15 protein-coding genes are annotated in these 13,206 nt (G+C 59.5%); 8 read left to right on the top strand and 7 right to left on the bottom strand.

The genetic code is table 11. The annotated features are described in order from the left end of the window. The first annotated feature begins 2 nt into the window (after nucleotides 1-2). Nucleotides 3-1,163 (top strand): 4-hydroxybenzoate 3-monooxygenase, encoded by a 1,161-nt coding sequence (gene pobA, locus KIO74_RS28015; protein WP_213338534.1) that lies wholly within the window; start codon nucleotides 3-5, stop codon nucleotides 1,161-1,163. A 31-nt stretch (nucleotides 1,164-1,194) separates the two neighbouring features. Here pobA and KIO74_RS28010 read toward each other — a convergent pair whose 3' ends face one another. The 6 genes from KIO74_RS28010 to KIO74_RS27985 form a co-directional block, all read right to left on the bottom strand. Beyond that, on the bottom strand, nucleotides 1,195-1,905 hold the full coding sequence (locus tag KIO74_RS28010) for an ABC transporter ATP-binding protein (RefSeq protein WP_213338533.1): 711 nt from the start codon (nucleotides 1,903-1,905) through the stop codon (nucleotides 1,195-1,197). Then, nucleotides 1,886-2,647, bottom strand: coding sequence for an ABC transporter ATP-binding protein (locus KIO74_RS28005; RefSeq protein WP_213338532.1), 762 nt, complete (start codon nucleotides 2,645-2,647; stop codon nucleotides 1,886-1,888). Before KIO74_RS28005 ends, KIO74_RS28010 begins: the two co-directional genes overlap by 20 nt. Then, nucleotides 2,644-3,654, bottom strand: a complete 1,011-nt coding sequence (locus KIO74_RS28000; protein ID WP_213338530.1) for a branched-chain amino acid ABC transporter permease — start codon at nucleotides 3,652-3,654, stop codon at nucleotides 2,644-2,646. Before KIO74_RS28000 ends, KIO74_RS28005 begins: the two co-directional genes overlap by 4 nt. After that, nucleotides 3,651-4,514 (bottom strand): branched-chain amino acid ABC transporter permease, encoded by an 864-nt coding sequence (locus KIO74_RS27995; RefSeq protein WP_213338528.1) that lies wholly within the window; start codon nucleotides 4,512-4,514, stop codon nucleotides 3,651-3,653. The genes KIO74_RS28000 and KIO74_RS27995 overlap by 4 nt, the downstream gene beginning before the upstream one ends. Before the next feature lie 47 nt (nucleotides 4,515-4,561). After that, nucleotides 4,562-5,728: an ABC transporter substrate-binding protein gene (locus KIO74_RS27990; RefSeq protein WP_213338526.1), complete on the bottom strand. Its 1,167-nt coding sequence runs from the start codon at nucleotides 5,726-5,728 to the stop codon at nucleotides 4,562-4,564. 268 nt (nucleotides 5,729-5,996) lie between these two features. Then, complete coding sequence (locus KIO74_RS27985) at nucleotides 5,997-6,689, bottom strand: GntR family transcriptional regulator (protein WP_502762130.1); 693 nt, start codon at nucleotides 6,687-6,689, stop codon at nucleotides 5,997-5,999. Between the two features lie 561 nt (nucleotides 6,690-7,250). Between KIO74_RS27985 and aroQ (KIO74_RS27980) the strand changes: the two genes are divergently transcribed. Continuing rightward, nucleotides 7,251-7,694 (top strand): type II 3-dehydroquinate dehydratase, encoded by a 444-nt coding sequence (gene aroQ, locus KIO74_RS27980; RefSeq protein ID WP_213338522.1) that lies wholly within the window; start codon nucleotides 7,251-7,253, stop codon nucleotides 7,692-7,694. Nucleotides 7,695-7,756: 62 nt separating this feature from the next. On the opposite strand, the gene KIO74_RS27975 is transcribed toward aroQ (KIO74_RS27980), so the two are convergent. Continuing rightward, nucleotides 7,757-8,431, bottom strand: a complete 675-nt coding sequence (locus tag KIO74_RS27975) for a TetR/AcrR family transcriptional regulator (protein ID WP_213338520.1) — start codon at nucleotides 8,429-8,431, stop codon at nucleotides 7,757-7,759. A gap of 204 nt (nucleotides 8,432-8,635) precedes the next feature. Between KIO74_RS27975 and KIO74_RS27970 the strand changes: the two genes are divergently transcribed. The 6 genes from KIO74_RS27970 (at nucleotide 8,636) to KIO74_RS27945 (ending at nucleotide 13,197) form a co-directional block, all read left to right on the top strand. Beyond that, nucleotides 8,636-9,304, top strand: coding sequence for an amino acid ABC transporter permease (locus KIO74_RS27970; protein WP_213338519.1), 669 nt, complete (start codon nucleotides 8,636-8,638; stop codon nucleotides 9,302-9,304). Nucleotides 9,305-9,314: 10 nt separating this feature from the next. Then, nucleotides 9,315-9,956, top strand: a complete 642-nt coding sequence (locus KIO74_RS27965) for an amino acid ABC transporter permease (protein WP_213338517.1) — start codon at nucleotides 9,315-9,317, stop codon at nucleotides 9,954-9,956. A gap of 59 nt (nucleotides 9,957-10,015) precedes the next feature. Further along, nucleotides 10,016-10,858: a transporter substrate-binding domain-containing protein gene (locus KIO74_RS27960; protein ID WP_249731509.1), complete on the top strand. Its 843-nt coding sequence runs from the start codon at nucleotides 10,016-10,018 to the stop codon at nucleotides 10,856-10,858. 67 nt (nucleotides 10,859-10,925) lie between these two features. Further along, a complete protein-coding gene (locus KIO74_RS27955) occupies nucleotides 10,926-11,657 on the top strand; it encodes an amino acid ABC transporter ATP-binding protein (RefSeq protein WP_213339309.1) in 732 nt (243 codons plus the stop codon). A gap of 27 nt (nucleotides 11,658-11,684) precedes the next feature. After that, nucleotides 11,685-12,134 (top strand): type II 3-dehydroquinate dehydratase, encoded by a 450-nt coding sequence (gene aroQ / locus KIO74_RS27950; RefSeq protein ID WP_213338516.1) that lies wholly within the window; start codon nucleotides 11,685-11,687, stop codon nucleotides 12,132-12,134. Nucleotides 12,135-12,162: 28 nt separating this feature from the next. Continuing rightward, nucleotides 12,163-13,197, top strand: a complete 1,035-nt coding sequence (locus tag KIO74_RS27945) for a Gfo/Idh/MocA family protein (protein WP_213338515.1) — start codon at nucleotides 12,163-12,165, stop codon at nucleotides 13,195-13,197. The last annotated feature ends 9 nt before the right edge of the window (nucleotides 13,198-13,206 follow it).

The raw sequence follows: 13,206 nt of genomic DNA, 5'->3' as shown, positions 1-13,206 counted from the left end.
GGATGCGCACGCAAGTCGCTATTGTCGGCGCAGGGCCGGCGGGCTTGATGCTCGGCCGGTTGCTGGAACTTGCCGGCATCGACAGCATTATTCTGGAGCGCAAGAGCGCCGACTATGTCCTTGGCCGAATCCGCGCCGGCGTCCTGGAGCAGGACACTGTCGCGCTGATGGAGCGCGCGCGAGCCGGATCGCGCCTTCACCGCGAAGGGCTTGTTCATCAAGGCATAGAACTCTGCTTCGATGGCGATCGCCACCGCATCGATTTCTCCCGGCTGATCGGCCGTCACGTGGTGGTCTACGGTCAGACCGAAGTCACACGCGACCTCATGGAGGCGCGAGAGGCGCCCACGATCTATGGCGCTGAAGACGTCGCCTTGCACGACTTTGATGCGGTTCGGCCTTGGATCACTTATCGCGTGGATGGTGAGGCCCGCCGTCTCGATTGCGATTTCATCTGCGGCTGCGACGGATACCATGGGGTTTCGCGGCAAAGCATACCAGCGGGTTCGCTCACCAGCTTTCAGCGTGAATATCCGTTCGGATGGCTCGGTATTCTTGTCGACAAGCCACCGGTCGCCCACGAGCTCATCTATGCCCATCACGAACGCGGGTTTGCCCTGTGCTCGCAAAGGTCGCCGACGCGCAGCCGCTACTACATCCAAGTACCGGCAAGCGAACATGCGGAAGCATGGTCTGACGACCAGTTCTGGGAAGAATTGCGGGCCCGCCTGCCCGCGGACATCGCGGCGGCCGTCGAGACCGGCAGCTCCATCGAGAAATCCGTAGCGCCGCTGCGAAGCTTCGTCGCCGAGCCCTTGCAGTTTGGCAGGCTGTTCCTTGCTGGCGACGCTGCCCACATCGTTCCACCCACGGGTGCGAAAGGTCTCAACCTCGCCATGCGCGATGTGGCGTCGCTGGCCGATGCCCTTATCGAATTCTATGCCGGGAAATCATCCAAAGGCATCGAGAGCTATTCGTCCGATGTCCTCCACCATATCTGGCGCGCCGAGCGCTTCAGTTGGTGGATGACAAGCCTGCTGCACACTTTCCCCGAGACTGGACGATTTGGGCGCCGCATTCAGCGCGCGGACTTTGACTATCTCACGCAATCGACCGCCGCGCAGATGAGCCTTGCCGAGAACTATACGGGGTTCCCCGCTTGATCCTCCGCCCTCCTGTCCCGCGCAACGGCCTTCAAGGCCCGACGCCGAGGAGACGCTCCACGAGCCCCGGCTCGGTGGCGAGCGTCCCGGGCGCTCCTTGCCAGACGATACGGCCACGTTCGAGAATAATGACGTCGTCGGCGAAATCGAGCGCCGCCTTGATCCTCTGCTCGACCAGCAGGATTGTCATTGTCCTGGTCGCAGCCAGTGCTGTCAGGGCCGCCATGAGCTCATCACAGATGATGGGCGCCAGCCCTTCCAATGGCTCATCCAGGAGCAGCACTGCTGGCTTCCCGAGGATGGTTCGCGCCGTCGCCAGCATCTGCTGCTCGCCTCCGCTTAGTTGCGAGCCCAAATTGTTCCGCCGCTCCTTAAGGCGGGGAAACATCGCGTAACTTTCCTCTATTGCGGATTTGGGACGTCGTTTGAGGCCGACCTGCAGATTCTCTTCAACCGTCAGGGACGGGAAGATCGACCGGTTCTGCGGCACATAACCGAGACCGCCGATCGCCCGTGCCGCGCCATCCAATGACGTCAGATCGAGCGTATCTATCATGACACGTCCGGCATAGCGCTTTGTCTGCCCTGCGATCGAGGCGAAAAGCGTCGTCTTGCCGACCCCATTGCGACCAAGGACAGCCAAACGTCCTCCCGCGGGAACGTGGAAGGTCACGTTTTCCAGGATGCGCGTCGGCCCGTAACCCGCGCTCAGGCCCTCGACGTCAAGCGACGCTGCGGTCATCAGCATAGCTCCCGAGGTAAGCCTGGCGCACGGCGGCATCGCTGGCCACAGCTTCCGGCGTGCCATCGAAGATGACGCCGCCCGCCGCCATCACGATCACCTTGCGGGCGAAGCGAAAGACAAAATCCATGTCGTGGTCGATCATCAGGACCGCGAGGTCAGCGGGCAGTTGCGCAAGCGCCCGCTCGATCAGGACGATATCCGCGCTGGGAACGCCCGCCGCCGGCTCGTCGAGCAGCAGCACCTTGGGCCGCAACGCCATGACGAGCGCAACTTCAAGCAGCCGCTGCTGCCCATAGGCAATCGCCCCGACCGGAACCCGCGCTATCCCGTTCAAGTTGAAGAGCACCAGGATCTCCTCGGCTTCGCGAACGACATCCGGCATGGTGCGGAAATCGGTGAACAGACGCCCCGATCGTCCAAGTCGCTGGAGCAGGGCGAGCGCCACATGCTCCTCGGGTGTCATCTCCGAGAAGAGGCGCGTCACCTGAAAGCTGCGGACGAGGCCCCCTTTGACACGCCGGGTCGGCGACCAGCGCGTCACGTCCTCGCCATCCAGGAGGACACTCCCGGCGTCGGGGCGGACATGTCCCGTCACAAGGTTGACGAAAGTTGTCTTGCCCGCGCCGTTTGGACCTATCAACGCGACCCGGTCGCCTTTCTCAAGGGTGATCGACACGTCACGCGTGACAGTCAGCCCCCCGAAGCGTTTGCTGAGCTGGCGCACCTTGAGAAGGCTCATCCCTCACCTCCGCGCGCCCGCTTCCAGAGCGCCTCCAATGCGCCCGTCAATCCTTTGGGTTCGAAAAGCACGACAGCGATCAGCATCGCCCCGACGATGGTCAGCCAATGGAAAGGGTTGATCGCCGAAACGAGGTGTTCGAACCAGATGAATACGAACGTACCGAGCAAGGCTCCAAACAGCTTCCCAACGCCGCCAAGGACCAGCATGACAAGGGCCTCGGCGGAGAGCGTGAAGGAGAGGCTGTCCAAGCCCACGACCTTCGTGGCAATGGCCGACAAGGCCCCACCCAACCCGGCGACCGCACCGGCGATCGCGTAGAGCTTGACGAGTGTTCCATAGACCGGCGCTCCCATCGCGCTGACGCGGATCGGATCCTGCTTGATGCCCCGGCACAGCATCCCGAAGGGCGAACGCACGATCACGCGCAGCACGACAAACGCCACCAAGAGGATCGCGACCGCGAGGATGAAAGCGGTTCGTCCCCACAGATCGAACCGGAAAAGGCCGAATACTGGCGCCGGAACGATGCCGGAAAGACCGTCGCTCCCGCCCGTCCACGCCGACAGCTTGTTGGCCGCCTCATGGGCCAGCTGGACGATGGCGATCGAAAGAACCAGCTGGCCAAGGCCACGGCCGCGCAGAATGACAAGGCTCGACACCGTACCGGCCAGCGCTCCCGCAACGGCGCCGATGCCGAGCATGGCGAAGGGGTCTGTCAATCCGAATTTGGAGGCCAGAATGCCAGCCGCATAGGCGCCCGCCCCGAATAAAGCCGCGTGCCCAAGAGTGGCGATGCCAGCGAAACCCGTGACGAGATCCAACGATAGCGCCAGCAGCATGATCGCGATCATACGCGTGAACAACGCAAGACTGCCGGGAAAGAAAAAGTAGAGAAAGGCAGCAGCGGCGACGATAAACAGTACCGCCACCGCATCGACGGCCGCACTGCGGCGCGCCCGCGCGGGACCGGCGACGCTCCGCGCCTTAAGGACAGCGTCCGTCATCCCGCGCGCCCCAGCAAGCCGTGGGGAAAGAGGCAGACAATCGCGATGACGGCGAGATAAAAGAAAAACTCTCCAAACTCCGGCATCAGATAGCGTCCTGTCGTTTCCACAGCCCCCAGCAGCAGGCAGGCCAGCAAGGCTCCGGGAATCGAGCCCGCGCCGCCCACGGACACCACGACAAGAAACGTCACCATGTAGCGCAAGGCATAGTGGGGCTCGATGGGCAGCAATTGAGCCCCGACAACGCCGCCGAGGGCGGCGAGACCCACCGCTGCCGCGAAGCTGACCGCGTAAACGATTTTCGTACGCACCCCGAGCGCCCCTGCCATCGCCGCATTGTCAACGGAAGCGCGCAGTTTCACGCCAAATGCCGTCCGCTCGATCAGAACCCACAGCGCGCCGGCGACGATAAGTCCCGTCGCCACGGCGAAGAGCTTGTGCGCCGCGATCGACCGGAAGCCGATATCGACAGGCCCTTCCAACGCCGCCGGCAGAGGTATCGTCTTGAGCGAAGGTCCCATCACATAGTTGGCGACACCAATGATCACGAAGGTGACGCCGATGGTCATGAGTACCTGGGTGAGTTCAGGCGCACCATAAATGCGGCGATAGAGCCATCGCTCCAGGGGAACGGCGGCCAGCACCGTGCCGGCCACCGCGACAACGATGGCGACGCCATAGGGCACGCCGAGCTGATGGGTCGCGAAGGCCGCTAAATAGCCTCCCATCATCGCGAAAGCGCCATGGGCGAGATTAACGACCTTCATCAACCCCATCGTCACACTGAGACCGATGGAAATGACAAAGAGCACCATACCATAGGCGAAGGCATCAACCGCGATGGAGAGAATTGTTTGCATCGCACCTCAGCTTCCACATATGGACGACGCCTATCAGGCTTCGCTGGTCATGGCGCCTTCCAGCCGGGATCCCCCTGCTTTTCGAAAGTCCGGATTTCCTTATTGATGTATTTACCGTTGTCTTCGGCGACTTCGCGAAGATAGATGTTCTGTGTGATATGACGGTTTTGCGGATTGATCGTCACCGGCCCGCGAGGGCTCGTCCAAGACAGACCCTTCACGGCCTCGACCGCAGCCTTGGCGTCCTGCTTGCCGCCGGTCGCCTCGATCATCTTCGAGATGACATACATACCATCGTAGGCGCCCACGGCGGGGAAGCTCAGGTTTGCCGGATCGCCAATGGCCTTCGAGGCCGCCTCGACGAAGGCTTTATTCTCCTGCGAATCGTGGCTCACCGCATAGTGAAACGTCGTCAAGGTTCCCAAGGCGCTGTCACGCAGCGCAGGCAGATCCGACTCCTGCGTGAGATCCCCCGGCGCCAGCAAGGTGACGCCCGCTTTCCTGAGCCCATTCTCGGCGAAGGACTTCATGAAACCGAGGGTCGCAGGCCCGGAAGGCAGAAAGGCGAAGACGGCCTCCGCCCCCGAATCCTTGATGCGCTGCATGATCGGGCTAAAGTCATTGGTGTTCATCGGCATGCGCACCGAGGCCACGATCTCGCCGCCCGCATCCTTGAAGCCTTTGACAAAGGCCGATTCCGCGTCCACGCCGGGGCCGTAGTCAGTCACCACCGTGATAGCCTTCTTGATGCCGCGCTCACGCGCGACGCTCGCCATCGGCGTTGACGTCTGCCACGTCGTGAAGGACGTACGCACCACATAGGGGCTGGCGTTCATGATCGCCGAGGTGGCCGCATTGAACACGACCATAGGCACATTGCCTTCGACCAGGATCGGAGCTGCGGCCATGGCATCGGGCGTGTAATAGTAACCCGCGAGATATTGCACGCCCTCGCCAACAATGAGATCGCGCGTCACGGCGGCGGACTTGGCCGGATCCGCGGCGGGCAGATCACGGTAGACGATCTCGATGGTATTGTTGCCGATCTTGTTCCCATGGAGCGCGAGCCAGGCATCAATCCCCGCCTGGAAGTTGCGCCCCTGCAGTGCTGCCGGCCCCGAGAAAGGGCCAACCACCCCAATCTTGATGGTATCGGCGACGGCCACGCCACTGCTCATGGCGAGCGCCAGCGTAAGTAAGGCCAGCTTTTTCATCTCAGTCCTCCCCAAAGCTGTCAGAAGCATACCCTCAATCGGACAGCGTTGGGACACCGCTTGGTGCGATTGCCCCGCCTGACATTTTGCAAATCCCCTTGCCGGGAGGAAATGAAAAAGTGGCGATGATCTATAGCTTGGGAGTTATATCTTATCGCGCGATCAGCTGAGGCACGTCGCCCCCAAAAGCGCGCGCGAACCGACCCGCCTGCCAATGGAGCATCGCCATTCACCCGCCTCTGGCGCCGGGACAAGCCGGACATGAGACTCAGGTGATCAATCTGTTCTGAAAAGCGAAATCCAGGCAGCCTTGCACATGCCTTTCGAACACGCGCTGCGCCTCCTCGATGTTACGACTGAGCGCGCAGGTGAGCAGCGCCTTGTGTTCCTCTGTCGCGATGGCGCCGCGAAAGATCACGAAAACCATCTGATAGCGCAGATATCGATCGTATATGCAGGAGTGAATGTCGAGAAGCGCCCTTGAACCGCAAGCCGACACCAGCGCCTGGTGGAACTCCCAATCGTAGCGCTTCCATTGCTCGGTCCCGGATGCGTCACCGGCCAGAAGAGCGGCCTCCATGCGAGCGAGCTTGTGATGAGCGGCAACCACCCTGCCCTCCCATTCCATGTCCCCCGCTTGAAACGACCGCGCCAGTGCATGCTTCTCGATAAGAAGCCGCAATGCTGCAATCTCCTTGAGATCCTCCGCTGAACATGGAGCGACCTGAAAGCCCCGCTGCCCCTCCGCGACGACCAGCCCCTCCGGGGTCAGCCGGCTCAAAATCTCCCGTAAAGTGCTGATCCCGACACCATAGGCGGGTCGCAATTTTTCAAGCGTCAAGCGCTGCGCGGGTTTCAGGCGTCCAAAGACGATATCAGCGCGAATACGGGCATAGGCCTGCTCGCCGGCCGAAGCGACCGCGCCATCCTCGCCCGACATGTCCGATACCATTTCAGCCATGGCTTTGGTCCATCACTCCCGCTCAAGGCGTACCGGTGGCCCCGTGCAAGCCAAGTCCATTTATCATATGCTAATATAAAAAATAACTGACGATTCTACTTATATCTGTTGATATGCGCGAGCCCCCAACCTATGGTCAACGAAGAAACCCACAGCGACTAGTCACACTGCGGCGCGTCTACGCAGTGTCGCGCCTGTCTTGGTTCATCTGATTGACTATTTGGGTGCTCTGTAGAGGGCTGGCGTTTTCGAGCGATGTGGATGCCACTTCGCGTGAAGACGATCTGCCAGCACAATACCTGGAGCATTTCCGGCGAACCGGCGTGCATTGGACATGCTCGGAACCGCCGGAATTGCAGTATAGGGAGGAGGCATTTACGCGCCGATCTTAACCGCCAGCTCAACAATACACAGAAGTTGCGTGCGGAAACGTCCACGCTTGAGCTGCGATTAGCGAAAGTATTCCTCACCCGGCGACACGACCGCGTTAAGAATGGAAGCCCCTGAAGATCGGTCGCCTGTGGTGCCCCACAGACCACACACCATTTGCCGAAGCACGTCATGAACAATGTCGTCTATGTCCTCAATGGACCGAACCTCAACCTGCTGGGCGAACGGGAGCCTGCGATCTATGGCACAGCGACGCTCGCGAATATCCGCGAACGCTGCGAAAAAGCCGCCGCGAAACTCGGCCTTCAGATCGATTTCCGTCAAACCAATTTCGAAGGCGAACTTGTCGAGAGCGTCCAGGAAGCACGCGGAAAAGCTTGTGGGATTGTGATAAATCCCGCTGCTTATACATTCACGTCGATTGCATTGCTCGACGCCCTCAAGACATTTGATAAGCCAAAAATCGAAATACACCTATCAAACATTCATACCCGCGAAAGCATTTACCACAACTCACTCATTTCGCGCACCGCGACTGGTGTCATCATTGGTCTCGGCGCGGCTGGCTACGAACTTGCTCTACAGGCAGTCGCCGGCCTGGTGTCGCGGGGTTAGGCGGCTCTTGGTAAAAGGCCGTGGCCGTGGCGCCTCAGGCTCCTCCGCCTACAGGGCGACAATCACCGGCAGAGCATACGAAGGACTGTGTCGACCGCGCTGTTCCGTCGACGCGCGCGCGCGGCAGGATCCGCCATGTCATGGCCGAAGACTTCCTGGATTGTCGCGCGGTTTGACACATTATAAAAGCTGAGTGCGCTTATGGTCAGGTGAATATCAATAGGATCAAGTCCTTCGCGGAATATGCCACTTGCCAATCCGCGATTGTATATTTCGCGGATCATTTCGATTGCGGACATGTTGAGATCACAGATCTTGGATGAGTTCTTCAGATGCCGGGCATGATGAATATTTTCCACCATGACAAGGCGAACAAAATCCGGATTGTCGGCATGATAGTCGAACGTAAAGCCCGCGAGAGTCGCTATGGCCTCCAGCGGAGGCAAGGCGGCGAGGTCGAGGCTGCGCTCGAATCTGCGAATACGATCGTAGGCCTCCTCGAGCACGGCCTGGTAGAGCCCCTCTTTGTCGCCGAAATAGTAATAGATCATCCTCTTGCTGGTGACAGTCTTGGCTGCGATTTCATCGACACGCGCGCCGCTCAGCCCGTATTCCACGAACTCCTCGCGAGCAACGGCCAGGATACCCTGCCTGACTCCCTCGGGATCCTGCGTCCAGCTCGCGGACTTCTTACCACCCTTGATCCGCGATGGCCGGGACGGAGCAACGCTATTCATGACAACCCTTTCATACCATCATTCAGTCGAAGCGCCCCTCGATTGAACGAGGCGGTTAATTTCACTTGACCAATTGAACCAGATCGTACAATTAATGTCCATGGTCCTGGGAGTGACGCCAAGGCAACTGGACCGCGATAAACGGCGCGACGGTCACGGATTGGATCGACCCAGAAAAAGAAGGTCGGCAACGAGGGGAGATGAATGAACTATCAGCTCGATTTCACCCCCGTCATCGATGGCCTGCCCAACCTGTTGATCGCATGCCTTGGAACGCTTTGGCTGGCTTTCGGGGGAATGGTGCTCGCCATCATCATCGGCATCGGCGGTGTTGTTCTGCGAGACTCACATATCAAGGCCTTCCGCTGGCTGGTGATTTCCTTCGTTGAACTGATCCGCAACACACCATTTCTGGTGCAAATCTACTTTATCTATTTCGCTCTACCTTTGACTGGGCTGCGCCTTGATCCGACCCCCACAGCGATCATCGCCCTTGGAATTAACGGCGGCGCTTATGCAATCGAGATAATCCGGGGCGGCGTGCAGTCCATCAGCCGAGGGCAGATCGAGGCCGGACTGGCGCTCGGCCTGCACAAAGCGCAGGTCTTCAGGCTGATCGTTTTGAAGCCGGCTCTACGGGCGATTTTTCCATCGCTCACCAGCCAGTTCATACTTCTCACTCTCACAACAAGTATTGCATCCGCCATATCGGCCTACGAGCTCACGTCGGTCGCCCAGCAGATCGAGTCCAACAGCTTTCGGAGTTTCGAGGTCTATGGAGTTGTCACTATCTGCTACCTCATCATGTCGTGGTTGTTGATGCGAATGTTCGGCATGATCTCCGCGCACTATTTCAGTTATCCGGTCAAGTGAGAGATTTCGGATGGGGCCGAGCGAATTCATCTTCCTCCTGGTAGGGCTGAAATGGACAGCGCTGCTGTCAGCGGTTGGCTTCGCGGGCGGCGGCGTGACCGGGCTGGGGGTCGCCTTGGCACGAACTTCCGGCCTGCCCTGGCTGGAGCGCGCGACGGCTGGATACATCGCTGTCTTCCAGGGCACGCCTCTTTTGATGCAGCTCTTCGTCGTCTACTACGGCCTCGCTCTCATCGGGTTAAAGCTCGATGCCTGGGTTGCTGTCGCGATTGGCTTCACTCTGCACGCCAGCGCCTATCTCGGCGAGATCTGGCGCGGCTCCATCGACGCCGTGCCCAAGGGCCAGACAGAGGCGGCGAAGGCGCTGAGCCTCAATTACGTGTCGCGCATGAAGGATGTGATCGTGCCGCAGGCTCTTCGTATCTCGCTGCCCGCCACGATCGGCTTTCTGGTTCAGCTGATCAAAGGAACATCTCTGGCCTCGATTGTCGGCTTCCTGGAGCTGACGCGAGCTGGAAACATCATATCCAATCAAATATTCCAGCCAATACTTGTATTCGGCACCGTTGGAATACTTTATTTTCTAATGTGCTGGCCGCTGTCGCTCGCTGGCGCGCGGCTCGAGCGGCAGTTGGCGCTCGCCACGCGTTGAACGCGCCGACAGCATCACGTGAATGGCAAAAAGCCAGGTCAAGAGAGGGAGAAACGGTCATGACAGAGATCAGGAAGTACAGGCTGAATCGCCGCGATGTATTGCTGAGCGGAGCGCTCGCACTGGCGGCACCGGCGTTGATCACGCGTCCCGCCTGGGCCATCACCCCCGAGGACATCAAGAAGCGCGGCAAGCTGATCGTCGGCATACAGGGCGACAATCCACCGTGGGGGTTCGTCAACAGCGCCGGCAAGCAGGAAGGCCTTGATGCCGACATCGCCGAGCTTTTCGGGAAGGAGCTCGGCGTCCAGGTCGAGTTCGTCCCCCTGGAGGTGAACAATCGTATACCCGCGCTCACCACGGGCCGGGTCGATGTCCTCTTCGCGACGATGGCCATGCTGCCAGAGCGAGCCAAGGCGGTGCAGTTCTCGAAGCCTTATGTCGCCAACACCATTGTCCTCGTCGGACCCAAGTCGGCTCAGATCAAGACCAATGCCGACATGGGTAATTTCACCATTGGCGTGGCCAAGGGCGCCGCGCAGGACACCCAGGTCACCAAGAATGCCCCCGCCAACACCGTCATCAGACGCTATGACGGCGACGCGCCCTCGATCCAGGCCCTGGTTTCAGGTCAGGTGCAGGCGCTTGGCGGCAACATCTTCTATCTCCAGCGCATCGAGCAGGCACGGCCCGGCGAGTTCGAAAACAAACTCGAGTTCCAAAACCTCTATAACGGCGCTTGCACGCGGCTTGGTGAGAAGGAGATCAACACCGCCCTCAATACATTCATCGACAAGATCAAAGCCAATGGTGAACTCCAGAAGGTCTATGACAAGTGGATGAAAGTTCCTGTCCACAAGTTCCCGGACAGCCTCGAGGGTATCCCGTTCACCGCCAGCTGAGGCATGATTTTTCATGGCAGCCTTGATGAGTTCCGCGCCAAGCACACCGGTGGATCGGCATGAGACCATGATCAGCATGATCGCGGTCGAAAAGTGGTACGGCTCCTTTCAGGCGTTGCGTGACATCAACCTGACGGTCGGCCAGGGCGAGAGAATCGTCCTGTGTGGACCGTCAGGCTCGGGTAAATCGACTTTGATCCGCTGCATCAATCGCCTGGAAGCCTACCAGAAGGGTGAGATCCGCGTAGGCGGCATCGTTCTGACGGATGTAGCCAAGACGACTGATGCCGTCCGGCGAGAAGTCGGCATGGTATTTCAGCACTTCAATCTGTTCCCACACTTGACCGTCATGCAAAACTGCATGCTCGCGCCCATGCGATCTCTTGGCGTCGGGAGGGAGCAGGCTCAATCGACCGCGCGACAGCTTCTTGGGCGCGTCAAAATTCTGGAACAGGCGGAGAAATATCCGGCACAGCTCTCTGGCGGGCAACAGCAGCGCGTCGCGATTGCCCGCGCGCTTTGCATGAGGCCGAAGGTGATGCTGTTCGACGAGCCGACATCGGCGCTCGATCCGGAGATGGTCAAGGAGGTCCTCGACACGATGATTGGTCTTGCGGAGGAAGGCATGACGATGATCTGCGTCACCCATGAGATGGGCTTTGCCCGGCAAGTCGCTGATCGCGTCATCTTCATGTCCGAAGGAGCAATCGTCGAGGAAGCGCCACCCGCTGAATTCTTTACGGCACCACATCATGCGCGCACGCGGAAGTTTCTCGGTGAAATTCTCAACATGCATTGAGACTCATTAAAGTGATGGGAGCCTGCCATGAGCCGTCTCGTCTATGTGATTAACGGCCCTAATCTTAATCTTCTCGGAAAACGGCAACCTCACATCTATGGTCATGAGACGCTGGCCGATGTGGAGGTCGCGTGCCGGACATTGAGCGAGCAATTGAACCTCCGGCTTAGCTTCCACCAGTCCAATCGTGAATATGAAATCATCGAACGGATCCATGAAGCCCGCGAGGAGGCAACCGGCATTGTTATTAATCCGGGAGCGTTCACACATACCTCGGTCGCGATCCTTGATGCCCTGAATGCTTTTGATGGAACGGTTATTGAGTGTCATATCTCGAACGTTCATAAGCGCGAGTCTTTCCGTCATCATTCCTTCGTATCGTTGCGCGCCGATGGTGTGATCGCCGGCTTCGGCACGCAGGGCTATGAACTCGCCCTGCGACGCATCGCGCGCATCGCCGAGACGACGCCGGATTGACGCTCAGCTGCGGTGTGAGGAGCGCATCATGGAGCCAGTCAAACTTGCAATCATGGGCGCTGGCTTGATCGGCAGCCGCCACGCGCAGTATATCGCCGCTGATCCGGGAGCTATTCTATCGGCGATCATCGATCCCGCCCCGGCGGGCGAGGCACTAGCAAACTCCCTGGGCACCGCTTGGTATAAAAACCTCGAGTCATGCCTGAAGACGGACCGGCCCGACGGCGTCATCATCGCAACCCCGAACCAGCTTCACGTCGTCAACGGGCTGGAGGCGGTGGCCGCTGCGATTCCAGCGCTTGTCGAAAAACCCATAGCGGATGATGTTGCCGCCGCCACCAGGCTCGTCGAAGCCGCGGAAGATGCGGGAGTTCCGTTGCTCGTGGGGCATCACCGGCGTTTCAATCCGATGATCCGCAAGGCAAAGGACATCATCGATTCCGGGCAGCTCGGCCAGGTGCTGACGCTCGCTGGCCAATTCTGGCTGATGAAGCCCGATGACTATTTCGACACGGCCTGGCGACGCGCGCCGGGCGGGGGTCCTGTCTTTATCAATCTGATCCATGACATCGACCTGTTTCGTTACTTATGCGGCGAGATCGCAATCGTCCAAGCGCAGGAATCGAACGCGTTTCGCGGCCATTCGGTCGAGGAAACTGCCGTGGTCATTCTGCTCTTCGAGAACGGAATACTGGCGACGATCAGCGCTTCCGATGCCGTCGTCGCTCCCTGGAGCTGGGAGCTGACAACCGGCGAGAATCCCGCCTACCCCCGTCAAGGGGAAAGCTGTTACCAGATCGGCGGGTCGCACGGGGCTTTGACCATCCCGCAACTGGAACTCTGGTCCAACCCCGGCGAGCGCAGTTGGCGGGAGCCCTTGCGGCGCGAGCGTATTCCTTTCCTGCCTGACGATCCACTCAAGCTGCAGATCCGCCATTTCTGCGACGTCATCCGTGGACGTGCCGCGCCAATCGTTTCAGGGCGTGAGGGCCTGAACACGCTCAAAGTCATAGAGGCTGTCAAACATGCAGCCCGCACCGGTATGGCGATCAAAATCGCTTGAATGGAAAGA

Origin of the sequence: Chelatococcus sp. HY11 (assembly GCF_018398335.1) — a bacterium.
Classification (GTDB): domain Bacteria; phylum Pseudomonadota; class Alphaproteobacteria; order Rhizobiales; family Beijerinckiaceae; genus Chelatococcus.
Note: the sequence above shows the minus strand (reverse complement) of the source record. Positions and strands in the feature narration are given on the sequence as shown.